Source organism: Pedobacter sp. AC402 (genome assembly GCF_979252805.1).
The window spans coordinates 1,279,903-1,303,986 of the sequence record NZ_CEEDAI010000009.1 but is presented as its reverse complement, the minus strand read 5'-3'; the positions used below and the strand labels follow the sequence as shown (position 1 = coordinate 1,303,986).

At 36.6% G+C, this 24,084-nt stretch carries 28 protein-coding genes and 2 pseudogenes; 23 read left to right on the top strand and 7 right to left on the bottom strand.

All coding sequences use genetic code 11. From position 1 onward, the window contains the following. The first annotated feature begins 7 nt into the window (after positions 1-7). From AC0IWE_RS16610 to AC0IWE_RS16575, 8 genes are all read left to right on the top strand, one after another. Positions 8-1,525: a GH3 auxin-responsive promoter family protein gene (locus AC0IWE_RS16610; protein ID WP_055908018.1), complete on the top strand. Its 1,518-nt coding sequence runs from the start codon at positions 8-10 to the stop codon at positions 1,523-1,525. 295 nt (positions 1,526-1,820) lie between these two features. Further along, positions 1,821-2,228, top strand: coding sequence for a hypothetical protein (locus AC0IWE_RS16605; protein WP_471793895.1), 408 nt, complete (start codon positions 1,821-1,823; stop codon positions 2,226-2,228). Continuing rightward, positions 2,229-2,861: a DUF2306 domain-containing protein gene (locus tag AC0IWE_RS16600; RefSeq protein ID WP_471793894.1), complete on the top strand. Its 633-nt coding sequence runs from the start codon at positions 2,229-2,231 to the stop codon at positions 2,859-2,861. It abuts the gene before it with no gap. A 16-nt stretch (positions 2,862-2,877) separates the two neighbouring features. After that, entirely contained in the window at positions 2,878-3,762 is an 885-nt protein-coding gene (locus AC0IWE_RS16595) for a YARHG domain-containing protein (RefSeq protein ID WP_471793893.1), read from the top strand. An 18-nt stretch (positions 3,763-3,780) separates the two neighbouring features. Continuing rightward, positions 3,781-4,215, top strand: a complete 435-nt coding sequence (locus AC0IWE_RS16590; RefSeq protein ID WP_463492536.1) for a YkvA family protein — start codon at positions 3,781-3,783, stop codon at positions 4,213-4,215. After that, on the top strand, positions 4,196-4,516 hold the full coding sequence (locus AC0IWE_RS16585) for a DUF2752 domain-containing protein (protein WP_471793892.1): 321 nt from the start codon (positions 4,196-4,198) through the stop codon (positions 4,514-4,516). The genes AC0IWE_RS16590 and AC0IWE_RS16585 overlap by 20 nt, the downstream gene beginning before the upstream one ends. 8 nt (positions 4,517-4,524) lie before the next feature. Next, positions 4,525-5,013: a CCC motif membrane protein gene (locus tag AC0IWE_RS16580; protein ID WP_200912292.1), complete on the top strand. Its 489-nt coding sequence runs from the start codon at positions 4,525-4,527 to the stop codon at positions 5,011-5,013. Between the two features lie 103 nt (positions 5,014-5,116). After that, a complete protein-coding gene (locus AC0IWE_RS16575) occupies positions 5,117-5,527 on the top strand; it encodes a BrxA/BrxB family bacilliredoxin (RefSeq protein ID WP_471793891.1) in 411 nt (136 codons plus the stop codon). A 220-nt stretch (positions 5,528-5,747) separates the two neighbouring features. Here AC0IWE_RS16575 and cdaA read toward each other — a convergent pair whose 3' ends face one another. Further along, positions 5,748-6,539 carry a diadenylate cyclase CdaA gene (gene cdaA, locus AC0IWE_RS16570; RefSeq protein ID WP_055907998.1) on the bottom strand — a complete coding sequence of 264 codons (792 nt, stop codon included), beginning with the start codon at positions 6,537-6,539 and terminating at the stop codon, positions 5,748-5,750. Positions 6,540-6,724: 185 nt separating this feature from the next. Further along, positions 6,725-7,579 (bottom strand): dihydropteroate synthase, encoded by an 855-nt coding sequence (gene folP, locus AC0IWE_RS16565; RefSeq protein ID WP_471793890.1) that lies wholly within the window; start codon positions 7,577-7,579, stop codon positions 6,725-6,727. Between the two features lie 93 nt (positions 7,580-7,672). Between folP and AC0IWE_RS16560 the strand changes: the two genes are divergently transcribed. From AC0IWE_RS16560 to AC0IWE_RS16540, 5 genes are all read left to right on the top strand, one after another. After that, positions 7,673-8,224, top strand: coding sequence for a DUF1599 domain-containing protein (locus AC0IWE_RS16560; protein WP_471793889.1), 552 nt, complete (start codon positions 7,673-7,675; stop codon positions 8,222-8,224). Positions 8,225-8,261: 37 nt separating this feature from the next. Next, positions 8,262-9,350: a BT_3928 family protein gene (locus AC0IWE_RS16555; RefSeq protein ID WP_471793888.1), complete on the top strand. Its 1,089-nt coding sequence runs from the start codon at positions 8,262-8,264 to the stop codon at positions 9,348-9,350. Positions 9,351-9,416: 66 nt separating this feature from the next. Next, positions 9,417-10,472, top strand: coding sequence for an ABC transporter permease (locus tag AC0IWE_RS16550; RefSeq protein WP_471793887.1), 1,056 nt, complete (start codon positions 9,417-9,419; stop codon positions 10,470-10,472). Positions 10,473-10,475: 3 nt separating this feature from the next. After that, positions 10,476-10,922 carry a DinB family protein gene (locus AC0IWE_RS16545; protein ID WP_471793886.1) on the top strand — a complete coding sequence of 149 codons (447 nt, stop codon included), beginning with the start codon at positions 10,476-10,478 and terminating at the stop codon, positions 10,920-10,922. Positions 10,923-10,942: 20 nt separating this feature from the next. Beyond that, complete coding sequence (locus tag AC0IWE_RS16540) at positions 10,943-11,443, top strand: shikimate kinase (RefSeq protein WP_471793885.1); 501 nt, start codon at positions 10,943-10,945, stop codon at positions 11,441-11,443. Between the two features lie 56 nt (positions 11,444-11,499). Here AC0IWE_RS16540 and crtD read toward each other — a convergent pair whose 3' ends face one another. The 3 genes from crtD to AC0IWE_RS16525 are packed head-to-tail and all read right to left on the bottom strand — an operon-like array spanning position 11,500 to position 15,198. Then, positions 11,500-12,987 carry a 1-hydroxycarotenoid 3,4-desaturase CrtD gene (gene crtD, locus AC0IWE_RS16535; RefSeq protein WP_471793884.1) on the bottom strand — a complete coding sequence of 496 codons (1,488 nt, stop codon included), beginning with the start codon at positions 12,985-12,987 and terminating at the stop codon, positions 11,500-11,502. Positions 12,988-12,991: 4 nt separating this feature from the next. Beyond that, positions 12,992-14,695, bottom strand: coding sequence for a M28 family peptidase (locus AC0IWE_RS16530; protein WP_471793883.1), 1,704 nt, complete (start codon positions 14,693-14,695; stop codon positions 12,992-12,994). A 44-nt stretch (positions 14,696-14,739) separates the two neighbouring features. Beyond that, positions 14,740-15,198, bottom strand: a complete 459-nt coding sequence (locus AC0IWE_RS16525; RefSeq protein WP_471793882.1) for a DoxX family protein — start codon at positions 15,196-15,198, stop codon at positions 14,740-14,742. Positions 15,199-15,411: 213 nt separating this feature from the next. On the opposite strand from AC0IWE_RS16525, the gene AC0IWE_RS16520 reads away from it, so the two are divergent. The 3 genes from AC0IWE_RS16520 (at position 15,412) to AC0IWE_RS16510 (ending at position 17,618) form a co-directional block, all read left to right on the top strand. Beyond that, the gene (locus AC0IWE_RS16520) at positions 15,412-15,522 is read left to right on the top strand and encodes a hypothetical protein (protein ID WP_025145553.1); all 111 of its coding nucleotides are present in this window, start codon (positions 15,412-15,414) and stop codon (positions 15,520-15,522) included. Between the two features lie 194 nt (positions 15,523-15,716). Next, positions 15,717-17,126, top strand: coding sequence for a 23S rRNA (uracil(1939)-C(5))-methyltransferase RlmD (rlmD, locus tag AC0IWE_RS16515; RefSeq protein WP_471793881.1), 1,410 nt, complete (start codon positions 15,717-15,719; stop codon positions 17,124-17,126). 84 nt (positions 17,127-17,210) lie between these two features. Next, the gene (locus AC0IWE_RS16510) at positions 17,211-17,618 is read left to right on the top strand and encodes a hypothetical protein (RefSeq protein WP_055907966.1); all 408 of its coding nucleotides are present in this window, start codon (positions 17,211-17,213) and stop codon (positions 17,616-17,618) included. Positions 17,619-17,739: 121 nt separating this feature from the next. Here the strand turns inward: AC0IWE_RS16510 and AC0IWE_RS16505 are convergent, their stop codons facing one another. Further along, positions 17,740-18,108 carry a GIN domain-containing protein gene (locus tag AC0IWE_RS16505; RefSeq protein WP_471793880.1) on the bottom strand — a complete coding sequence of 123 codons (369 nt, stop codon included), beginning with the start codon at positions 18,106-18,108 and terminating at the stop codon, positions 17,740-17,742. Beyond that, positions 18,020-18,445, bottom strand: coding sequence for a GIN domain-containing protein (locus AC0IWE_RS16500; RefSeq protein WP_471793879.1), 426 nt, complete (start codon positions 18,443-18,445; stop codon positions 18,020-18,022). The genes AC0IWE_RS16505 and AC0IWE_RS16500 overlap by 89 nt, the downstream gene beginning before the upstream one ends. A gap of 192 nt (positions 18,446-18,637) precedes the next feature. Between AC0IWE_RS16500 and AC0IWE_RS16495 the strand changes: the two are divergent. The 7 genes and pseudogenes from AC0IWE_RS16495 (at position 18,638) to AC0IWE_RS16465 (ending at position 23,814) form a co-directional block, all read left to right on the top strand. Beyond that, a pseudogene (locus tag AC0IWE_RS16495) lies at positions 18,638-19,143 on the top strand (phosphoribosyltransferase family protein). A 236-nt stretch (positions 19,144-19,379) separates the two neighbouring features. Then, the gene (locus AC0IWE_RS16490) at positions 19,380-20,003 is read left to right on the top strand and encodes a 1-acyl-sn-glycerol-3-phosphate acyltransferase (RefSeq protein ID WP_471793878.1); all 624 of its coding nucleotides are present in this window, start codon (positions 19,380-19,382) and stop codon (positions 20,001-20,003) included. A 164-nt stretch (positions 20,004-20,167) separates the two neighbouring features. Beyond that, positions 20,168-20,620 (top strand): glycosyltransferase family 2 protein, encoded by a 453-nt coding sequence (locus AC0IWE_RS16485; protein ID WP_471793877.1) that lies wholly within the window; start codon positions 20,168-20,170, stop codon positions 20,618-20,620. Next, positions 20,610-21,098, top strand: a complete 489-nt coding sequence (locus tag AC0IWE_RS16480; protein WP_471793876.1) for a hypothetical protein — start codon at positions 20,610-20,612, stop codon at positions 21,096-21,098. The genes AC0IWE_RS16485 and AC0IWE_RS16480 overlap by 11 nt, the downstream gene beginning before the upstream one ends. After that, positions 21,068-21,766 (top strand): carotenoid biosynthesis protein, encoded by a 699-nt coding sequence (locus AC0IWE_RS16475; RefSeq protein ID WP_471793875.1) that lies wholly within the window; start codon positions 21,068-21,070, stop codon positions 21,764-21,766. The genes AC0IWE_RS16480 and AC0IWE_RS16475 overlap by 31 nt, the downstream gene beginning before the upstream one ends. Before the next feature lie 365 nt (positions 21,767-22,131). Continuing rightward, a pseudogene (locus AC0IWE_RS16470) lies at positions 22,132-22,984 on the top strand (4-hydroxy-3-methylbut-2-enyl diphosphate reductase). A 155-nt stretch (positions 22,985-23,139) separates the two neighbouring features. Continuing rightward, positions 23,140-23,814: a fatty acid desaturase gene (locus AC0IWE_RS16465; protein WP_471793874.1), complete on the top strand. Its 675-nt coding sequence runs from the start codon at positions 23,140-23,142 to the stop codon at positions 23,812-23,814. Positions 23,815-24,084 lie beyond the last annotated feature (270 nt).

The window sequence follows — 24,084 nt, the reverse complement described above, 5'->3', positions numbered from 1 at the left end:
TTTTGATATGGCATTTGTAAATTCAATTTTTACCTGGTTAATGAAAAAGCGGATCCATCAGATCGAGCTTTTTATGAAGTATCCGCACGACGTTCAGGAAGAGTGGTTTCATACTTTAATCGATAGTGCAGAAAATACAGAATGGGGCAAACTATACGATTATAAAACGATTTTAACACCTCAGCAATTCCAGGAGCGTATTCCTATTCAAAATTACGATACTTTAAAGCCATATATTGAGCGTATGCTCAATGGCGAACAGAATATTCTATGGCCATCTGATATCAAGTGGTTTGCAAAATCATCTGGTACCACTAGCGATCGGAGTAAATTTATCCCGGTTTCGCAGGAATCATTGGAAGAATGCCATTTTAAAGGTGGTAAGGATATGCTTTCTATATATTGCAATAACCGTCCTGATAACCAAATGTTTACCGGTAAAGGTTTGGTTTTAGGAGGAAGTCACCAGGTAAACCAATTAAATGAAGATTGTTTTTATGGTGATTTATCGGCGGTGCTGATCAAAAATCTACCCATCTGGGCCGAATATTATCGCACGCCCGATATGTCTATCGCATTGATGGATAATTATGAAATTAAGATGGATAGAATGGCTGAAGCTACCATCAATGAAAACGTAACCAGCATTTCTGGTGTGCCTACATGGACCATCGTATTGGCTAAAAAAGTACTCGAACTCACCGGAAAACAGAACTTGCTAGAAGTTTGGCCAAACCTCGAATTGTACATTCATGGTGCGGTAAACTTTGCACCTTACCGCGAGCAGTTTAAGCAGCTTATTCCATCCGATGAAATGTACTACCTCGAAACCTATAACGCATCAGAAGGTTTTTTTGGTATCCAGGATCAGGATCATTCAGAAGAAATGTTGTTAATGCTCGATTATGGAATTTTCTATGAATTTATTCCGCTTGAAAATATAGGCGAAGAAAGCCCTAAAGCATTATTATTGGGAGAAGTAGAACTGCATAAAAATTACGCCATTGTAATTTCGACTAACGGTGGCTTATGGCGCTACATGATTGGTGATACCATCCAATTTACTTCACTTTCGCCTTACCGCATTAAAATTACAGGCCGAACCAAACACTTTATCAATGCCTTTGGTGAAGAAGTCATAATCGACAATGCAGAACAGGCTTTAACCAAAGCTTGCCAGGAAACTGGTGCTGAAATAAAGGATTATACTGCCGGACCGATTTATTTTAAAAATGAAAAAGCCGGTGGACACGAATGGATTATAGAATTTGATAAACAGCCGAACGATTTTGAGAAGTTTGTAGATGTTATGGACAATACACTGCGTGAGGTGAATTCTGATTATGATGCCAAACGTTTTAAAGATATGGCTTTAGCCCGTCCTAAAGTGCACAATGCCCCTTCAAACACATTTTATAACTGGTTAAAGGCGAAAGATAAACTGGGCGGACAGCATAAAGTACCACGGCTGGCCAATGAGCGTAAATATGTAGATGATATATTGGAAATGATGAAATCATCATAAAATTTAATAATAATACATTCTTGTCAGTCTGAGGGGTTAATTTATTTTATAAAATCAATATAAACTACAGGTATAATGTAGTTAAATCGCCTCAAAGTATCGTCATTGCGAGAGGGCTTTTTCAGCCGTCGAAGCAATCTTAAAACGATCGCTACTACATGCGCTTTAGGATTGCTTCATACCTCAACAATGACGACTGTTCTACTGGAGACTGTTAATGATAGCCTGTAGAAAATTTTTAAAGGTATTTAAGAAGCCACACTTAAAATTATATATTTAATAGCGCAGCTCAATAATGAAAAACATCCTCATCATTTTATTAATTTTCGGCTCATTTACATACCAATCAAGAGCTCAGGTTAAAGAAAGCCATAAAGCACAGATTGCTTATAAAATTGTAGAAACTTCTCCACGATGTAAGCAGCTTACCAAAGGGCTTTACGAAAGAATCGTTAAGAACGGAGGTACCGCTTATGGTGTGATGCTCGAAAGTAGTCCCAACCCCAAAACCGACCCTTCACAAGAATACTCCAAAACCTATAATTTTAATCTGCACGAAAGTTATGCTGATAGAATGCCGGTGATTGCCAGGTTTGTGTTCGATCCGAAAAAGCAACAACTTTACGAAGATGATGTAGTAAACGCACAATTGGTGGCCATTCCCTTTGATAAAAAACTACTTTTACTGTTCAATAAAAAATAAATGAAAAACATTAGCTATAAGTGGTTGGCCTGGCTATTATTTTTTTCCTATTTTTTTATTTTAATGCTGCAGCTTACCTTGCGCTACATCCCTTTCAATAGCGAAGTATCTTTTCTTCAAATTAAACAAACTGAAGTATCAGGCATTAAAATTTACCTCCCTATATTTTACCTCCACGTTTACAGTGCAATATTTGTACTGCTGGCTGGTTTTACTCAGTTTAATAATAAAATTTTAGCAAGCTATCCAAAAGTGCATAGGTGGTTGGGCTATTTGTATGTAAGTTTAGTATTGTTGCTTGCAGCACCATCTGGTATTTTTATTGGCTGCTTTGCCAATGGAGGGTTAATGGCTAAAACCTCGTTTGTAATTTTGGGCGTGTTGTGGTTTTGGTTCACTTTAAAAGCCCTTCTGCTTATTATAAAAAAGAAAATAACAAACCATAAAAAATTTATGTACCGTAGCTTTGCTTTAGCTACTTCTGCCATTACCTTAAGGCTGTGGAAAGTTATTTTAGTATATTTATTTCATCCAGCCCCAATGGATGTTTATCAGATTATTGCCTGGTTGGGCTGGATACCCAATTTATTGATCGCTGAATGGTTAATTAAACACAAAACATTTACCCGCTGAAACAGTTACATTAATTATGAAAAAAATCTTATTATTCGCACTCATCCCTTTTTTGATGCTTTCTTGCAGAGATACTAAAAAAACTAAAAAAGAAAAACCATCGGGCATTGCACAACAGGAAATCCACAAAGAACTTTATGGTTTTTGGGTAGGTGATTTTTATACAGCAGATGAATTGGAGTATGAAGGAGACATGGCAGATGCTGTTAAAAAGTTGAATATCAATATTAAAAGAATAACAAAAGATACGGTGATTGCGCAAAGCGTAGTTTCTGGCAACAGCCGCCCTTTGTTGGGCAAATTATCCGAAAATGGAAGCAAAATTACTTTTGTGCTTGATGAACCCGGCACAGATAAATATGATGGAAAATTTGAAATTACCCTCGTTGGCGATACGCTGATCGGCAAATGGAATGCATACAAAAAAGAATTAAAATGGCCTGAAAAAGAATTTAAACTATTGAAAAAAGCTTTCGAATATAATGCAGGTCGTATGTTGCCAACAGAAATGGAATATGTAGACTGGAGCGATCAAAAAATGGTTAAAAGTATAGATACACTTGAAGATGGAACCATTGATTCATTGAGCGCAAATTCTTTTTACAGGAGTGCCTCCGATCAGATTTTTAAATTAAACGCTTCAACCACTTTGCTTAGTGAAGATGAGTTAAAGAATCTAAGAAAATTAGATTTGCAGATTATCAAAAATACCATCTTTGCCAGACATGGTTATGCTTTTAAAAAACAAACATTCAGAAATTTCTTTGATCCTGTGGAGTGGTATGTACCCGTTAAAAACAATGTGGATAATGATCTAACCGCGATAGAAAACAAAAATATAAAGTTGTTGGATCGCTTTACTAAATATGCTGAAGACAATTATGATGCTTTTGGCCGTTAATTTGTAATACGATTAACTATGAAATTGAACAGGGAAAAAATATTGGGTTTCTTTAAAAAGTCAGAAAGTAAAGCTTCGCTAATCTTAAATGATAAAACCAAGGCGAGCAATACCATTAAAGATGCCTTAGGAAAAGCGGTAACCAATAAAGGTGATCTCGAAGGAGTATGGTCTAAGCTAGTGCTATTATTTGCAGTATCTAAAGATTATGTAAATGGCGATTATACGGAAATTCCAAAAAGATCAATTATAGCCATCCTGGGCGGATTGGTTTATTTTTTATCGCCTATAGATGTGATTCCAGATTTCGTGCCAGTATTGGGTTTTGTTGATGACATTTACATCTTAAACCTTGTTTACAGACAGGTTGTTAAGGATTTAGAAAAATATAAAGCATGGAAAGATGCGCAGATCAAGGTTATTGGCAATATAGATGGCTCAACAGCAACATAGCTTTCTCGATTGGTTAAGCGGGCATCTTTTAACCTGCCCCTTTAAAGCGCAATTCGGATTCGATTGTCCGGGCTGTGGTTTTCAGCGTTCCGTACTGGCTTTGTTCAGCGGTGATTTAATGGCATCATTTAAGTTGTACCCAGCTGCAATACCATTGGTTTTTATAGTGCTTTTTACAGTCATTCACCTCAAATTCGATTTCAAATTTGGAGCGCAGCTGATAAAAATCGTTTTTGCAGGGGTTGCAGTAATTATCTTAATCAATTACATTTACAAAATATATACTCACCAATTGATCTAAATATAACTATGTCAGAAGAACAGGAAACCCCTCAAGAAAATAAGCCAATAGATCTTTCTAAAGGTCAGAATCCGGAACCAGCACCTTTTCAACCATTTGGTAATGGACCTGCAACCCCACCACCTTTTCAGCAACCGCCACCTTTTGGGCAATTTGGAGGTGGCTTTGGGCAACAAAATCTACCAAATTCAACAATTGTACTTGTATTAGGTATTCTTTCGATAGCATTTTGTTGTTGTTATGGTATACTAGGCTTAATTCCTGCAATTATTGCGTTGGTACTTAGTAAAAAAGATAAGGCATTGTATGCAGTTAACCCTGCTGCATATAGTTTAAGTTCCTTTAAAAATTTAAATGCCGGAAGAATTTGTGCAATTATAGGTCTGATTCTTAACATTTTGTCATTGCTTTACTATGCTGCCATTATTGTGATATTCGGTTCAGGAATGTTAAGCGATCCACATAAAATGCAGGAAATTTTAAAAGGATTACAATAAAAATAGCATTTTAATTTTACCTTAAAAATATAAATCGGATGGTGCATACCATTCGATTTTCTTATTTTTGTATCGTTCAAATTGTAAATAAAAAACTAAGATAATGTATCCAGAATATTTAGTAGAGCCAATGCGTAAGGAATTAACTAACGTAGGTTTTCAAGAATTAAAAAATGCACAAGACGTAGATCAAGCGATTAAAGGCGAAGGAACTGTGTTGGTAGTGGTGAATTCGGTTTGTGGTTGTGCGGCAGCAAATGCGCGTCCGGCAGCCAGAGCAGCAGCAGCACACGAAAAACATCCTGATAAATTGGTTACTGTATTTGCAGGTATGGAAAAAGAAGCTGTAGATCAGGCAAGAAATTACATGATGCCTTTCCCTCCGTCATCTCCGGCAATGGCGTTATTTAAAGATGGTAAATTGGTACATATGATTGAGCGTCATCAGATTGAAGGCAGACCAGCACAAATGATTGCTGATAACCTGATTGGAGCTTTTGAGCAATATTGCTAACGATTAATTGCGCAGTTATTGGGTTACACCGATAACAAAGTATTTAAATTATAATGAAATGGTGAATGGAAGCATTCACCATTTTGCGTTTAATGGAGCAGATTAGCTTATTGTCTTGCGGCCATCATGCTCAATTCATTCCAGCATCATACAGGTAATTTTAATATCCTGAAATAAATTCAAGGTGACGATGCGAATAAAATCTTTTAAGCTGTGCTTGCTAAAAATCCTTGTTTAATAATTTCTCCAGTTCCCCGAAAGAAACATTCATTCTTACCCTGCCTTGTTTGGCATACGATATTTCTCCGGTTTCCTCAGATATAATTACAGCAACAGCATCTGTTGTTTCCGAAACACCAATGCCTGCCCGATGCCTTAATCCAAATTGTGATGGCAGTTGATCATTATCCGTTAAAGGCAAAATACAACTCGCACTTTTAATTTTATTTTCCGAAATCACTACGGCACCGTCATGTAAAGGACTGTTTTTTTGGAAAATACTTTCCAGTAAACGTTTCGATATTTTAGCGTCTACAAGTTCGCAGCTATTTGCGAAAAATTGTTCATCGTAAAATTTAACAAAAACGATTAATGCACCTGTACGTGTTTTTTTCATGCTTTTACAAGCATCAATAATTGGTTTTATGCGTGTTAAATTATTCCTTTCAATCTCTTTTCTGCCAAATAAATAACCCCACCAGGCTTTGTTTTTCTGGAGAAACGCATTTTTTCCTATCAGCAAAAGAAAACGCCTAATTTCCGGGTGGAAGATCACAATCAGCGCAATAATGCCCACACTCATAAATTTCTCTATGATAGCGGTTAACAACTCCATGTGCAATGCTTTTACTATCCAGTAAAAAACTGTAATAATAAACATCCCAACGAGCAGGTTAACGGCTAGCGTATTGCGGATAAGGGTGTAAACGTAATAAATTAATAAGGCTACTAAAATGATATCAACGATATCAGTTGGCGATACTTTAAGGAAGTCGAAATCAAAACCTTTCATTAATGGCAAGATAGTAAAATGCTTTTCAGTTTACAAGATTAGGTTAATTGTTTAGGAAAGATCGTAACCCTAAATTTATTTCAGGGTTATTGCTCAAAAATAGATGTTGAAACAATTTTAGCAGGATGAATTGAAGGAGAATTTAGCAGCGTGCCACAGTTTTATATAAAAATCATGGCCAAACATTAACCAGTTAACCTCTCTACTAACTTTACACATTCCACCGCCTCTTTTACATCATGTACCCTTAAAATCCCTGCGCCTTTTTGCAGAGCGATGGTATTAAGTACCGAAGTTCCGTTTAGTGCATTTGCGGCAGAAGTGCCAAGTGTTTTGTAAATCATTCCCTTACGCGAGAAACCCACCAACAGCGGCAGTTTAAAAATTTTAAAATCTTCTAAATGTTTAAGCAGTTCGTAATTGTGTTCGGTAGTTTTTCCGAAGCCAAAACCAGGGTCAATAATTACATCATGGATATGCAGTGCCTTAAGCGACTCTACTTTTTTTGCAAGGTAATCGATTACCTCTAGCAACACATTGCCATACATTGGATTTTGATGCATGTTTTGAGGCGTACCTTTCATGTGCATAATCATATAAGGCACTTGTAATTTGGCCACGGTTTCGAACATCATTTTGTCCATATCACCCGCAGCAATATCGTTAATGATATGCGCGCCAGCCAAAATGGTTTCTTCTGCAACTTTAGCCCTAAAGGTATCGATAGAAATTATGGCTTCGGGAAAGGTTTTTGCTAAACCTTCTATCACCGGTACCAATCGCGTTACTTCCTCGCTCGTGCTAATATCTTTGGCTCCAGGCCTCGAAGAATATCCGCCAACATCAATAAATGTAGCACCTTCGCTTAAAAACTCATCAGCTTTGGTTAAGGCTTCATCAATTGCTTTTGTACGGCTGTTGCTATAAAAAGAATCTGGCGTAATATTTAAAATACCCATCACTTTTGGCGTACTTAAATCGATAAGTCTACCGTTTACGTTTAAGCTCTGTTTGGGCTCAAAAAAGTTTTTTTCTGCCATAATAAACCCTCACGGGATTTGGGTTTCGCTTTAAAAATGTATCTTTAGCTTTTGTTTTTTCACGACAAAAATACATTAAAAACTAAATAATTATTGGCTTTGGCACAAACAAATACCTCTACCGAATTTGATGAAGTGATTGCAGTTTGCAGATCATTATTTTTAAAAAAAACTAAAGATTATGGCACTGCATGGCGGATTTTAAGACCAAGTTCGATTACTGATCAGATTTTTATCAAAGCACAGCGCATACGTACTTTAGAAGAAACAAAAGTTAATAAAGTAGGAGAGGGAGTAGTATCAGAATATATCGGCATTGTAAACTATTGCGTAATTGCTATGATGCAGCTTGAACTTACAGCACACCACCCCAATGAACTGCCTTATGAGGAAGTTGAAAAGAGATTTGAAGAAAAAATTACAGAAACCAAGGATTTAATGTTTGCCAAAAATCACGATTATGGTGAAGCCTGGCGCGATATGCGGATCAGTTCGTTAACAGACCTGATTTTAATGAAAATTTTTAGGGTTAAACAAATAGAGGATAACGAAGGGCAAACGCTGGCTTCTGAGGGTGTTAACGCTAATTATCAGGATATGCTGAACTATTCGGTTTTTGCATTGATCAAACTTGGGGTTAAATAGTATTACCAGTAATTGCCTATAAAATAGATACATACAGATGCGGAATATACTTTTAAGATTCTCAAGGATTTTTGTCGGTGCTTTATTCATATTTTCAGGATTGATCAAAGCAAACGATCCGCTTGGTTTTGGCTATAAACTTCAGGAATACTTTGAGGTTTTTCATATGAATTTTTTAAGTGGAATGGCCACTGGTATTGCTATTTTACTTTGTACCTTAGAAATTGTACTCGGCGCGCTATTGCTTTTAGGTTTCTGGAGTAAAAAGGTAGCCTGGGGATTGTTATTGTTAATTATCTTTTTTACGCTATTAACATTTATCTCTGCGGCATTTAAGGTAGTTACCAGTTGCGGCTGTTTTGGCGATGCCATTCCGCTTACCCCATGGCAATCGTTTAGTAAAGATCTTGTTCTACTGGCATTGATCATCGTAATTTTCCTGAATAAGAATCTCATCCAGCCGATTTTCAGTAAAGAAGCAACTCAGCGTAATATTGCCATTGCCGTAACGCTTGTTTCCTTAGGCTTCGGACTTTACACTTACAATGTACTTCCAATTATCGATTTCCTGCCTTATAAAGTGGGTGCACATCTTCCATCGTTAATGGTGATCCCTCCGGGAGAAAAACCAGATGAATTTGAGATCATATATCACTTAAAAAACAAGAAAACAAAAGAAGAAAAGGATATGAGTGATAAGGCTTACCTTAAAACTGAAATCTGGAAGGATAACAATTGGGAAATTATTGGAGAGCCGACAAAAAATTTAGTGAAAAAGGGTTTCGAACCTAAAATTAAAGATCTTAATATCACTGATGCCTCCGGTACCGATTACACCAAAGAACTGATCGAAAACCCATACTACAATTTAATTTTTGTAGCTTACGATCTTCATGCCACAAATGAAGCTGCCATTGGAAAACTAAATGCACTTGCCTTAAATGCTACGCAACAGTTTAATATCCGTACGGTGTTGCTAACTTCCAATTCTGCCCAGGATGCGCAGGCATTTATTAAAAAGAATAACTTGTTTTCAGAAGTATTTTATGCTGATGCCGTTCCAGCTCAAGAGTATGGTAAGGGCAAATCCGGGTGTTTTATTGATGAAAAATGGTGTAGTAATTAATAAATGGCATTTTCATAACGTACCAACTTTCGATCAGCTCAGTAGAAAATATTTCGATAAATAAATATGATTGGATATGCATTAAAAAAGCTCTTGTACGGCCTGCTTGTAATGGGTGGGGTAATACTCGTGGTTTTTGTGCTGTTTAATATTTTACCAGGCGATCCTGCCCGGATGACAATGGGGCAAAGGGCCGATGTACAGTCTCTTGAGGCTGTACGTAAAGAATTTGGTTTAGATCGTTCCAAACCTGTACAGTTTGTTTTGTACATCAATGATTTATCGCCAATCAGTATCTTGGATAATGATAGCGCCAGCATGAAAAAATACCATTATGCAAAACTGATCAGTTTTGATAAGAAGGTGCTGGTTGCAAAATGGCCTTATCTGCGCAGTTCATACCAAACCAAACGTGATGTAACCGCAATACTTTCCGAAACCGTTCCCAATACATTTATTCTTGCTTTAACAGCAATGATTTTTGCCACGATAATTGGTGTTTTTTTAGGTGTACTGTCTGCAGTTTATAAAGATTCATGGATTGATAAATCGGCCAATGCATTTGCCATTCTGGGCATATCGGCACCTTCTTTTTTTGCCGGGATTATAATTGCCTGGCTGTTCGGTTTTGTGTTGAGCAATTACACCGGACTAAAAATGAGCGGAAGTTTATATTCTTACGATCCTTTTAACGGCGAAGTATTAACCCTTAGAAATTTATGGCTACCAATGATTACGCTTGGCTTAAGGCCTTTAGCCATTATTGTACAGCTTACCCGAAGTGCCATGCTGGATGTGCTTGCACAGGATTATATCAGAACGGCAAGAGCAAAAGGTTTAAGCAGAAATGCAATAATTTATAAACATGCTTTAAAAAATGCGATGAACCCAGTAATTACGGCTATTTCAGGATGGTTTGCTTCATTGCTTGCCGGTTCGTTTTTTGTGGAATATATTTTTGGTTATAATGGTTTGGGAAGAACAACAGTAACCGCTTTAGAAATGTCTGATTTTCCTGTGGTAATGGGATCTATTCTTTTTATTGCTTTCGTATTTGTGATTATCAACATACTGGTTGATATTTTATATGCCTATGTGGATCCAAGGGTTAAATTAAGTTAAGCCATGCGTGAAGAAGAAATTATAAATTATACTGAACTCGCAGATCAGCGTATCATTGAGATTTTTAAGCTGGCAACCATCGAAATGCCTGATGCAGAACGTTTGTTCAGCCATGTTTTGAATGCCCAGCACATTTGGGCACACCGTATTTCGGGCCAGAAACCAGAATATGGTGTTTGGGACATTCATAATAAAAATAATTTTGAAAGTATCGCTGCGGATAATATCAGGTTGATCAGGATCGCATTACTAGACAATACTTTAGATAAACGGATTGCATATAGCAACTCGCAAGGTGTACAGTATGAGAACCAATTGGATGAAATTCTATTTCATTTATTTAACCATTCTACTTATCATCGCGGACAAGTTGTTACCTTACTTAAAAAATACGGTTTTACGCCACCTGTAACAGACTATATAATGTTAAAACGCGACCAGTTATTGTAGGTCGGTAATAAAAAATACAAATGAAGATTTTCCTCATCGGATATATGGGCTGCGGCAAAAGTACAAAAGCTAAACAGCTGGCACATCGGTTAGAATGCCCGGTAATAGATCTTGATGCCGAAATTGTTTCAAAAACAGGTAAAACCATTGCCGAATATTTTGCTGAATTTGGAGAAAGTGGTTTTAGAGATTATGAAAGTGAAATGCTTAAAACCTTCGATTATCCAGAAACCTGTGTGGTAGCTACCGGAGGCGGATTGCCATGTTTTTTTGATAATATGGAATGGATGAATGCCCACGGTGAAACGGTTTACCTGCAAATGGAACCTGCTGCCCTGGTATCGCGCTTGCATAACCGTCAAAAACGGCCCTTAATTAAAGATTTAAATGATGAACAGCTTTTAGAGTTCATTAAAGAAAAACTAAAAGAGCGTGATCCTTTTTATACAAAGGCAAAATTTATTGTAGATGCATTCGATTTAGATGGTGAAAAATTGGAAGAAGCGATTAAGCATAATTGATATATTTTCTCGATAAAAAAAATTCTTCTTTTTAGAATTCCTTTAATGACCAATAACTAACGCACTACTGCATCAATTTCATCATCAATTATCTTAGCAGATAGCAAAGCAAGCGGAATTCCACCACCCGGATGTACGCTACCACCACAAAAATATAAGTTTTTAACTTTCGAACTAAAATTAGGATGCCTGAAAAAGGCAGAAAACTGATTGTTGGAGCTGTTTCCATATAGTGCGCCTTGATAAGAACCGGTTTTGCTTTCTATGCTTCTGGGATCGAGGATTTGCTCAGAGATAATGTCCTTTTCAATATTCCGGTTCAGTATCCGGCTGATTTTTTTAATAATATTTACACGTGCTTCTTTAATTAACAAATCCCAGTTTTGGTTGTTATTTGCAGGAACATTGATCATTACAAACCAATTTTCAGTATCTAAAGGTGCATCACCCCTGATGTGTTTAGCGGTAATATTAATGTAAACCGTAGGATCGTTAGCAATGGTTTTGTCTTTCCATATGGAATTGAACTCTTTGTGATAATCTGCTGTAAAAAAGATATTGTGCAAGCCTAAATCACTGTAATTTCCATCCATTCCCCAATAAAAAATCAATGCAGAACTACTACGCTCCTGGTTGAGAAGTTTTTGAGGTTGCGGTATCTGTTTAAGTAAATTTTTATAAGTAAACCAAATGTCGAGGTTAGAGATAACGGCATCTGCAAAATGGGTTTTATCATTAACTTTAATGCCGCTTATTTTTGGTTTATTCCCGTTCGTATGTATAATTTTTTCAACTTTTTGGTTGTAGTGAAATTTCACGCCTAATTCTTCCGCTAACTTTACTAAGGCCGTAACTATGCCATACATACCATTTTTAGGGAGAAAGGCACCATAATGGTATTCAAAATGCGGAATTACATTTAATGTAGCTGGTGCCTGATAGGGATTTGAACCATTGTAAGTGGCATAACGGTTAAAAAGCTGTGTTATTCTATCATCTTTAAAAAATGATTGGTTTGCTTTGGCCTGAGTTCTAAACGCATCGATTTGCCCGAAACGGAAAATAGATTTTAAGGTATCCCAATGGAAGTAACTTTTCAGCTTATGCAAACTTCTTTCCAGAAATACACGGTGGGTAACCTCGTAAATGGTTTTGCTTTTATTTAAGTAGTGCGCAATTTCTGTTTTAGTGGAATCAGTTTTTTCTTCAATTTCTTGTGCAAATTTATTAAGATCAGTACTTGCATTTAACCTTAAACCATCTTCATAAAAATAACGGCAAATCTCTTTTAGTTTAATGTATTCGAAATAATCTTCAGGCTTTTTACCCGCCAGTTTAAAAAGTTCATCAACATACTGCGGCATGGTAAAAAGACTCGGACCGGCATCAAACCTAAATCCGTTCATACTTATTTCAGTTAGTTTACCTCCGGGTTTAGCATTGGCTTCAAAAACGTCAACTGTGTAACCCTTTACGGCAAAGCGTATGGCAGAGGCAATTCCTGCAATTCCGGCACCGATAACTATTGCTTTTGGTTTAGGCATCAAATTAGTTCAACTCCTTTAAATACACATTCGTTTGTTTTTCAATCTCGCTGCTGGCAAATTTAATGGCCGAACCAACTCTTGTAGTTTGTGGTTTTACAGGCATTTTATTCACCGTTGCCAGGGCATCTATATACCATTTGGCCCAAACTTCGATAATGTGTTTTTCATCCTTTGGCAGTTTACCCCCTGTAATTGCTTTCTTGCTCAATTCAAACTCAGTTTTTAAACGAATTAAGGCATCGGTTTTAACCTGAGCAACAGTAGCAATTGCTGTATTTTCATCTGCAGAAATTAAAGTGTAAGCAGCAGTTAAACCACTTATCCCAACATTTTTCATCTCTATTGATGAAACTTTATCGATGCGGTCGTTATCTGTGTGGTAAAATACATCTGTGAAGTGCCACATTAGTAAACCCGGAATTTTGTTTTGCAAAAATGGGGTATGGTCGCTGCCACCTTCAAACGGATTATAATTTACCGTCCAGTTGGCAAATTTTCCCTGCGCTTGGCAGATGTCGAAAATAAAATCGTTAAAGTAGTGCGGAAAAAGGTCTTTTTCGCTAACATCTCCTGCTCCCCATTCGGTATGTTTATCCGTGCCCCTTGTCCAGATGGCCGATGGATCTGGCATTTTCTCAATCAGAAAAGAGCCCCCTGTTTTTTTAGTATCCTCGCCAACCATATCCAAACTCATTCCCCACATAATGCCTTTTGCGCGTGTAGTATCTTCAGTTATGTACCTTCGGGTAGATACAATTTCATCGCCCCATAAAAAAGTTAAGGTACGTTTGGGGTTTATCTTTTTAGCCTGATACAATTCTGCAGTTAGCCTTGCCATTTCGGCCAATGTGCCAACACCGCTGGCATTATCATTTGCACCAGGCTCTTGTACGTGGGCACTGAAAACAAAACGTTCGTTAGGGTTAATGCTGCCTTTAACGTTTGCAACAATTGTTAATTCCTCCGAAGGATAAATTTTAGTCTGAATGTTAACTTTTAATTTAGTATTACCTTTTAAACAGGCTGCTTTTAATTTTTCTTTAGCCGCAAAAGATAAAAGCAAAGTCCATACTTCACTATTGGCTTTCATGCTTCCGAACTGAATAGAGGTTTGATGAAGTTCTGGTTGGGTGTATTTAGGCATCGAATAACCCAATACACCGATTGCTCCTGCTTTGGTGGCAATTTGAAGTAAGCGTGATGGATTTGCCTCAGCGAATAAAAATTTACCTTTTAAATCCAATTTTTCTATTTCAGCAGGTGTTGTATTAGCGATGTAAACCACATCTGCCGTAACACCTCCCTCAGGGGTAGATACGCAATTAATCGGGATCATATTGCGGTTGGTTTTGTAAGAAATAAGCGGCTGGGATTCTCCTATAATATCAATATTGGCATCAACTGGCTCCCAGGTATTGTTTTTCATTGCTCGTTTTTCGATGCGATACGTTAAAGGAGCTTCTGATTCATTTTGTTTCTGCTCTACAAAACCAGCTTTTTTTAGGATATTTTCTACATAATGGATACTTGCATTAAAGCCTGTGTTGCCAGGTACACGAAAATATTTCTCTACAAAAGCAGTGGTTTCGAATGCGTTATTTTCTCGAAAGCCAGCTCTTGTCAGTTTAAAATATCCTTCTGTAGGGTTTTGGGCATAACTGGCCAATCCCGTTAAAAGCAGTGCAAAAAGTATCTTCGTTTTCATAATTATTTATAGAAGCGAAAGATACTAAGAATATTTAATGTTACTTATGCGTACCGTTTGCCGGTTTTACGCTTCAGGCCTTCATCAACTGATAATGGTCCGGAGCCCACCACCCAGAACATGATCAGCAGGAATAAAACCAATACTGAAAACCATAATTCTGAATTCGGACCAGAAAAGCCAGGTGTAAGGTTAACAAAAAATACGGCAAACAATAAGATCGGGATTTGAATTACAACGGCAAATCGGGTAACTAATCCCAACGTAATTAAAACACCGCCAACCAAATGTGCAAATGCAACAACATGAATGGCGACGCTGATTAACATGCCCGAAAAACCAAAAACGTTGTTTTGTGTAATCATGTTCTGAAGTACCGAAGTATCGCTAATAAAAGAAACACCTTTTCCAAAAATGATCAGGCCGAGTACAATCCTAAGATAATCCAGCCATTTTGAGTAATGAACATCTCCCCAATGTTCAATTTTACGGATAACGTTCATAATGAACCTCCATTTTTATGTGAATGATACATTAAGTTACGGATTTTAATTGATTTTGCAAATAATGTGTTGAAAATCAATACTTCACACTTTAATTTCAGGATTTAGTAATGCTTTTACCTATTGATGTAAAATTAACATAAAATTAATTTATACCGTTTTGGTTTTTGGTATAAAATTAGTAGTATTGCTCAAATAGATAGGTTTTTTATCATGAGCAAAGAAATATTAGAGTTTTCTGTACAGGTAGATGAAAAATTTGACTTGAAATTTAATTGGCTGGATGGTTTTTGGGGAGCAGCGTTTAAATTTTTTGGAAAATAATTTCTAAAATCAACAATATTTTATCAGGTATTTTAAACTGAATGGAAAAGTATTGCCTAATCTTTTACACGTACTGATTTGTTTGCGCTTTTGAGCATTATCCTTTCAATTATTTATATTCATTCCAACTTTAGCATTCAGGTTTAGTCTTTGCCCTTTCCTCTTTCAGCTTTTAGCCTTATCTTTGCAAAATAATGAGTAGAAGAAAACCAGGTACGGTAACTATTGTTCCAAACGTACAGATAATCGATATTGCTGAAGAAGGAAAAGGTGTGGGCAAAGCCGACGAATTAGTCATTTTTGTTGATAAAGCCGTTCCCGGTGATGTGGTAGATGTTAGGTTAACCAAAAAGAAAAAGAATTTTGCCGAAGCCATCATCGAACAGTTACACGAAAAATCAGCCTTGCGTACCGATCCTTTCTGTCCTCATTTCGGATCCTGTGGCGGTTGCAAATGGCAGCACATGGGCTACGATGCTCAATTAAAGTTTAAACAGAAAAATGTTGAAGCCGCGTTGCAGCGTCTTGGTAAAATAGATACTTCCGGTACTGAACCCATTTTAGGTTCTGCAAAAAACAGGTATTATCGCAATAAGCTCGAATTTACTTTTTCGAACAAACGTTGGTTGGAAAAAACCGATATCGAGCGCGAAGAAGATTTTGATATGAATGCATTGGGTTTTCACGTTCCGTTGCGTTTTGATAAAATTTTAGATATCGACCATTGTTATTTACAGGATGAGCCCTCAAATTCAATCAGAAACGCCGTACGTAAATATGCATTAGCAAACAGTTTGTCGTTTTACGACCTGCGTAACCATGAAGGTGTTTTGCGTAACCTGATTATCCGTACTTCCAGTACAGGTGAAGTAATGGTAGCGGTTGTTTTTGCGTATCCGGAACAGGAGCAGATTGATGGATTGATGAATTTCCTAAAAACTGAGTTCCCTCAGGTAACTTCATTACTTTATATTGTTAATCAAAAGAAAAACGATACCATTTTCGATCAGGAGGTGATGGTATTTTCTGGCCGCGATCACATTTTCGAAGAAATGGACGGAATAAGGTTTAAAATTGGCGTAAAATCTTTTTATCAAACCAATTCGGAACAGGCTTTTGAACTATATAAAATAACCCGCGATTTTGCCGGATTTAAAGGTGATGAACTGGTTTACGATTTATACACCGGTGCAGGAACCATTGCTAATTTTATAGCCAAAAATGTTAAACAGGTTGTAGGGGTAGAGTATGTACCCACCGCTATTGAAGATGCAAAGTTTAACTCAGAATTAAATGGGATCGACAATACGATTTTTTATGCTGGGGATATGAAAGATATTCTTACATCTGAATTTATCCTTGCGCATGGTAAACCTGATGTAGTAATCACCGATCCACCCCGTGCTGGTATGCACGCAGATGTGGTGCAGCGTTTATTGGAAATGGAATCAGAAAAAATTGTTTATGTAAGTTGTAATGCAGCTACCCAGGCGCGTGATTTGGAGTTGCTGAAAGAAAAGTATGATGTGGTGCGCATTAAACCGGTAGATATGTTTCCGCACACGCAACATGTAGAAAACGTGGTATTGTTGAAATTAAAATAAGGTATAATTGATTGAATGAGAGAATAATTGAATGTGCCAAATGCCTAAAGATTAAATCATTCAACATTCAATAATTAGTTAGGTATGAATAGAGAAGAATTATTAAGCGCAACGCCCGAAGATAGCGGAGACCCGCAAAAGAAACAGGAAAGTCCGCTGGTAAGTTTAGAGAAAGACCTGGAATTTTATGCTGATGCCATTAAAGAGGTGGCTATAGAAATTATGGTTGAGGGCATTTCTGCCTACCCGATTTTTATTGCACATCAACACGAAGTAAATATCGGCGAACTTATTTTAAATAAAGAAGAACTCAATACCGATTGGACCATACAAGCTTCTACGTTGGAAGAATTTGTAGAAAAAGGAATTATCAGTAAAGAGAAAAAAGATCCGTTTTTAAAGGTTTATAAAAAACCGGAAGATTATATGTGTGTATTCGTAATTGTTCCCGAAGGCGCCAATTTTATTTATTACCCGTATAAGAAAAAATAGTGCGTAATTTGAGTCTATTTATGAAAAGTAAAACTCAATAATCATTAATCTGTATACTCAATATAAAAAACGCTGCTTTGCATCCACAAAGCAGCGTATTATCATTAACTAAACTAAACTCTTAATTTACGTGGTGTACTTCTCCGCTTTTCGAACTTGATGTTTTCTTAAGTGAAGCATTTCCTTTATAACTTACATCTCCACCACCACTTGCGCTTGCTTCCAAGCCTTTATTTACATTTAAACTAACGTCAGAACCACCTGAGGCCTGCACTTTTGCATAATCTGTAACCAGTTCATAAGCATTAACATCACTGCCACCGCTTGATTGTATGGTCATGTTTGACGCTTTGCCTTTCAAATCAATATCGCTGCCACCACTGGATTGAACGGAAAGGTCGTTACATGATATAGTCAGTTTTAAGTCTGATCCACCCGAAGAGCCGGATAGCCAGTTTATCTGTTTTAATCTGGTTTTGCGTAAAAACATCCGATCCTCCCGACGCTGCAAGTGCTGTTAATGTTTTAAAACTTACATAAGCTTTAATTACGCGGTTTTTAAACATGCCGCTCCATTTAATGCCATCTCTAAATTTTATGTTCACATTATCGCCGTTTTGTTCAACAACGATATCGTTAAGGGTTTCTGAATCAGATTTAATGCTTACGCTTTCGCTGTTTCCTTGTGTGAGGTATAAATCTATTCCGCTACTTACGCTTATCCCGCTAAAGTTTTTCACAGGGAAATTTTTCGATTCCTGTGCTCTAGCAATATAGCTGGTTACGATCATAAATAAGATTGCGGATGATTTGATAAGGGTTTTCATAATTGTATTTTGTTAAATAATGCTGAACTATCGATTCGCTGTGTTTGCAGAACGATATTTCATGATTTTGTGTTTTGGTTATTGATTAGACGCATCTCTAAACGAAACGTTGCAAGTAATCGAAATTATTTTTTAAATAGTTTGAATTTCAGCCTTAAAATCGTTCTTTTTGTATTCAATCCTTTTTATACAATGGCATCGCAATTACTTATTCTTAACAAGAAACAGATTCAGCAGAAAATAGACCGCATCGCATATCAGATTTTGGAAGATAACCTGAATGAAAAAGAAATTGTACTTGCCAGCATTGGGACCGAGGCTATAAACTTGCCGTTAGATTGGAAAAGGTACTTAAAAAGATTTCAGGTTTTAAGTTAACCCTTTTGCGCATCGATCTTCAAAAAGAAAGCAGCAAATTGGTCGCTTCGACGGATCTAGACGAAAGCCATTGGAAAAATAAGGTGATTATTATTGTAGATGATGTATTGAACAGTGGTAAAACCCTTGCTTACGGTTTGGGTGTTTTCTTAAATACACCTCATAAAAAAATTCGTACAGTAGTTCTTGTAGATAGAAGTCATAAAATTTTTCCAATCGCAACTGATTTCGTAGGGTTGGAGCTCGCCACTATATTAAAAGAGCATGTAGATGTGGTAATGGATGTTGAAGGTGAGGAAGACCGTGTGTATTTGAGCTAATTGTTAGGGCGTTGAAGAGGCAAGATGATTTATAGAATCGTATCAGTTGCCTTATTTCGTTAAATCGTCCTCGTTTGTAGCAAAGATGCATGAGAACAGCGATTTTATCGCTAGTACTTAATTTATCCACCACATTATAAATTTGGATCTCACCAATTCTCGTTATAAACGATAACTATGGCTTACTATAACTATTCAGATTTGCAATTAACCTCATTTTTTTGCAATTTCCCCAAATGTATCAACCCAGAAAAAATAATTTAATCTTCAACTTTTTTTCCTGGTACATTCAGTTCATTATCAAGAAAGATTTTACAGCATTTAATTTCGATAAACTTCCGGTTAAGCAAGATTTATCTGTTTTGATTTTAGCCAATCATTTTAGCTGGTGGGATGGTTTTTTTATTTTTTACATTAATAAAATTCTATTCAAAAAGCAGTTTCATGTGCTGGTAAATGCCGAAAACTATAATAAAGTCGGTTTTCTGAAATACCTAGGCGCTTTTGCTGCCGAAAATAAAGGTAAAGATGTTTTAACAGTGCTTAATTATGCTGGCGAACTGTTAAATGATCCAAATAACATGGTACTTGTGTTTCCTCAGGGGAAATTGTATTCGAACCATGTGAAAAATATTAGCTTTGAAAAAGGTGTTATGCAGATGATTAACGCCAGTAAAAAGAAAATCAATATTATTTTTGCTGCTACTTTTATAGATTATTTTGCCAACAGGAAACCATCCGCCTATACTTATCTGCAGCAATGGGAGGATGAGGAGTACGTGAGTTTACAATTATTAAAAAGTGCCTATAATAAACATTACGATCAATCGCTTGTTAAACAAACTCAGATTATTGAATGACAATTTTTATTTACGCAGTTTTAATTTTTCTGGTTATCCGGTTTTCTGTCACCGTTTTTAATTTTCTTTCCAACCCGAAACTGCCCAGGGTGGTTAAGCATTACCATGATAAAATTTCTATATTGATACCGGCTAGGGATGAAGCGTGTAATATATTGGAATTGTTGAATTCGATAAAAAATCAGGATTATTCCAACTATGAAGTTATTGTTTTGGACGACAATAGCAGTGATGATACTTTTAAGCTAGTAGCTGATTTTTGCTCAACCAATCCGCAGTTTAAAGTGGTTAAAGGAAATAACCTCCCCCCAAACTGGCTCGGTAAAAACTATGCCTGCCATCAGCTCAGCGAATTGGCCACAGGTAAATATCTTTTGTTTATCGATGCAGATGAAACGATAAAGAGAGGGTTGATCAACAGTTTAATTGCGCGTATGGAAATAGGTAACCTGGCTTTGATAAGTGTTTTTACCAACCAGGTAATGCAAACAATTGGTGAGCGCTTAACTGTACCGTTAATGCATTTTATACTTTTAAACTTATTGCCTTTACGTTTGGTAAGGTTGTCGAAAAATCCTGCTTTTTGCGGCAGCAAGTGGTCAATGTATGTTTTTTAATGCTGGTAATTATAAAGAAAACCAGTGGCATGAACGTGTTAAACACCAGGTTGTAGAAGATGTGGAGATTATGAAACTGGTAAAGCAAGAAAAATTTAATGCGGAAGCACTGCTTGCCAACGGACTGATTTATTGCAGGATGTACAAAAATCTGGGGGAAAGCGTGAACGGTTTTAGTAAAAATTTACTTGCGGGTTTTGGTAATAACATCATAATATTATTACTTTACCAGCTTTTGGTAATCGTAGGGCCCTTAATTTTAATCTTAAACTTTAATGTTGCTTTACTTGTATTACCATTAACTTTAATAGTATTAAGCAGAATGATGATCTCTTATTTATCGGGACAAAATGTTTTGATCAATATGATTTTGCATCCGTTTCAGATGTTTTTCTTCTTAATCATTTCAATCATCTCTATAAAAAAACATATTTTTAAAACAGGCACATGGAAGGGCAGAACGATCAAAGTGATTTAAAGGTTAAAAGGATTGCAGTTGCGGTAATTATCATTTTTCATTTGGTTGGCTTGTTCGGTTTTTTAATTCCTGCCGCTCAGCCTTATTTCATTAAACTTGTTCCGTTTCATTTATTGCTCATGTTTGCAGTAATTGTTTTTGCATACAATGCCGATGTAAAACGGCTTTTATTATTTGTTTCGGGCGTTTTTCTCTGCGGTTTTTTGGTTGAAGTTTTGGGCGTGCATACAGGGAAAATATTCGGCAGCTATTATTATGGCGATACATTAGGGTATAAAATTGCTGCGGTTCCTTTGCTTATGGGCGTTAATTGGGTGATCCTGATTTTTAGTATCGGCCAGATGATGAAAAGCATGAAGATCAGGAACAGTATTTTAGCCTCCGTTATCGGTGCCTTTGTATTGGTTGGCTTCGATTTCTTTTTAGAGCCCGTAGCCATGAAATTTAATTACTGGCAATGGGACTGGCACGAAATTCCTGTGCAAAATTATGTTGCCTGGTTTATAGTTTCATTAATTTTATTGAAGTTTTACTATGCATTGGGTTTAAAGCAACAAAAATATATCGGCGTAACCATGTTTGCGGCACAGCTAATCTTTTTTTGTTGTCTTATACATGACAACCGGAACAAATATTTTTGCTTAATTTTGTTATCTGATTTCGGATAATATAAATAATTATGGAAACACTAATCGGTGCAGCCTAAAAATATCAAACAACTTTTGGCAATCGAGGCTGTGTTACAGTTGCTAAATATAACTTTTAAGGAAGAAAAAGGCTAAAAACAACTGGCAATCATTCTTAAATCAGGCGCTAGGGCTTTAATTAAGAAACTTCAGCAAATATTTATAAAATTAAGCGTTCATCCTTTATCAGGCGTACGTAAACACGAACAGTTAAAATTTGATTTTTGGCTACTGGGTCAAATAAATAAAAAGATAGATTAGTCTATAGGATCAATGAAGAGATTATTACAGTTTTATAATTTCTGCAAAGGAACATTACGACGATAAATAAGTAATCCTGAAAAAAAATGAGCAATTTAAACTTACAGGTTAACATCGATAAATCATCAGGCTTTTGCTTTGGGGTAGTATATGCTATCGAAATGGCTGAAGATATTTTAGATAATGAAGGTTATTTATACTGCCTTGGCGATATTGTTCATAACGATGAAGAAGTTGAGCGTTTAGCCAAACGTGGATTAAAAATTATCGACCACGAGGTTTTAAAAAACTTGAGGGATGAAAAAGTGCTGATCAGGGCACATGGCGAAGCCCCTTCAACCTATCAGCTTGCTTTAGAAAACAACCTTACCCTGATAGATGCCTCTTGCCCGGTTGTGCTTAAACTGCAAAACAGGATCAAAAACTCACACGATGATGATGAGCTAGGTACTTATTTTTGGTAAACATGGCCATGCCGAAGTAATCGGGTTGCAAGGGCAAACAGATGGTAAGGCGATTGTTTTTCAAGATCTGGCTGAACTAGACAATGTAGAACTTCCAGCTAAATTTACCTTATATAGTCAAACCACTAAAAGCACCGATAAATTTTACCACATTAAAGATGAATTATTAAGTCGTGGTTATGAAGTTAAAGCCAACGATACCATTTGCAGACAAGTATCTAACCGGTACGAAGAACTCGAAGAATTTGTAAGCCATTACGACAGAATTATTTTCGTTTCCGGAAAAAAATCATCAAATGGAAAAGTACTTTATGATGTTTGTAAAAAGCATAACGATAATTCATATTTCATTTCCAATGTAGAAGAGTTAAATCAAGCCTGGTTTAATGAAAATGATAAAGTGGGTATCTGTGGAGCCACCTCTACGCCAATGTGGTTGATGGAGAAAGTTAAGGCTGCGCTGGAGCAGTATTAAATGGTAAGAAGATCTCAAAAGAATTAATAATAGTTTATATAGTAGTATTTTCATCCCGACTGGCTCTCAGTGAATGGAGAGATTTGTTTTGATAGACCTCTCGACTTCGTTGCACTTCGCTCCGGATGACTACCACATTATTAAAATAATAGAATTTGAAAACTATAAACCCACATATCGGAATACTGGTTGCGTTAACCGTAATTGCCTGTTGGTTTATTTCGCTTTATTTTTTGCTTAGCTGGGATTTTGTTTGGAGCAATCCATTAGTTTACCTGATGGTTATTGTTCAGATGCATTTATATACCGGTTTGTTTATTACAGCCCACGATGCTATGCACGGAACAATTTCTGCTAACAAAACTGCAAATAATTTCATCGGTTACCTTGCTGTTTTTCTTTACGCAGGATTCTTTTACAACCGCTTATATGCCAAACACCACCAGCACCACAGGCATGTACATACCGAAGATGATCCTGATTTTGCGCCTCATGGTTTTTGGAAATGGTATTTCCGCTTTATGCTAAATTATGTTACGGTAATTCAATTGGTTATAATGGCGGTTGCATTTAATGTATTAAAAATTTGGATTGATCAAAAAAACCTGCTGTTGTTTTGGGTACTTCCATCGCTGATAAGCACTTTTCAGCTGTTTTATTTCGGAACCTACTTACCTCACAAAGGCGAACATGATAATGAATACCATGCAGCCACGTTACAAAAAAATCATTTTATCGCCTTCATAACCTGTTACTTTTTCGGTTATCACTTAGAACACCATCAAAAACCCGCCATGCCCTGGTGGCAGCTTTATAAAACAAAAGGATAGTTTTGGTTGTGGAGTTGGATGGTAACATCCTACATCAAATTTAAAATATCAAACACTTACACCAAAAATTAAGCTAAAACTCATGATTTGCCGCTGCCCACGGCAGGAAGGTTTCATGATACTCATAATTTGCCGCTGCGCATGGCAGGAAGGTTTCATGATACTCATGATTTGCCGCTGCGCATAGCGCGAAACTTTCATGATAATTTCCAATTGATACCAATAGCATCAATCAATATTATATAACATTTATCTGACTAAAAATGTCGG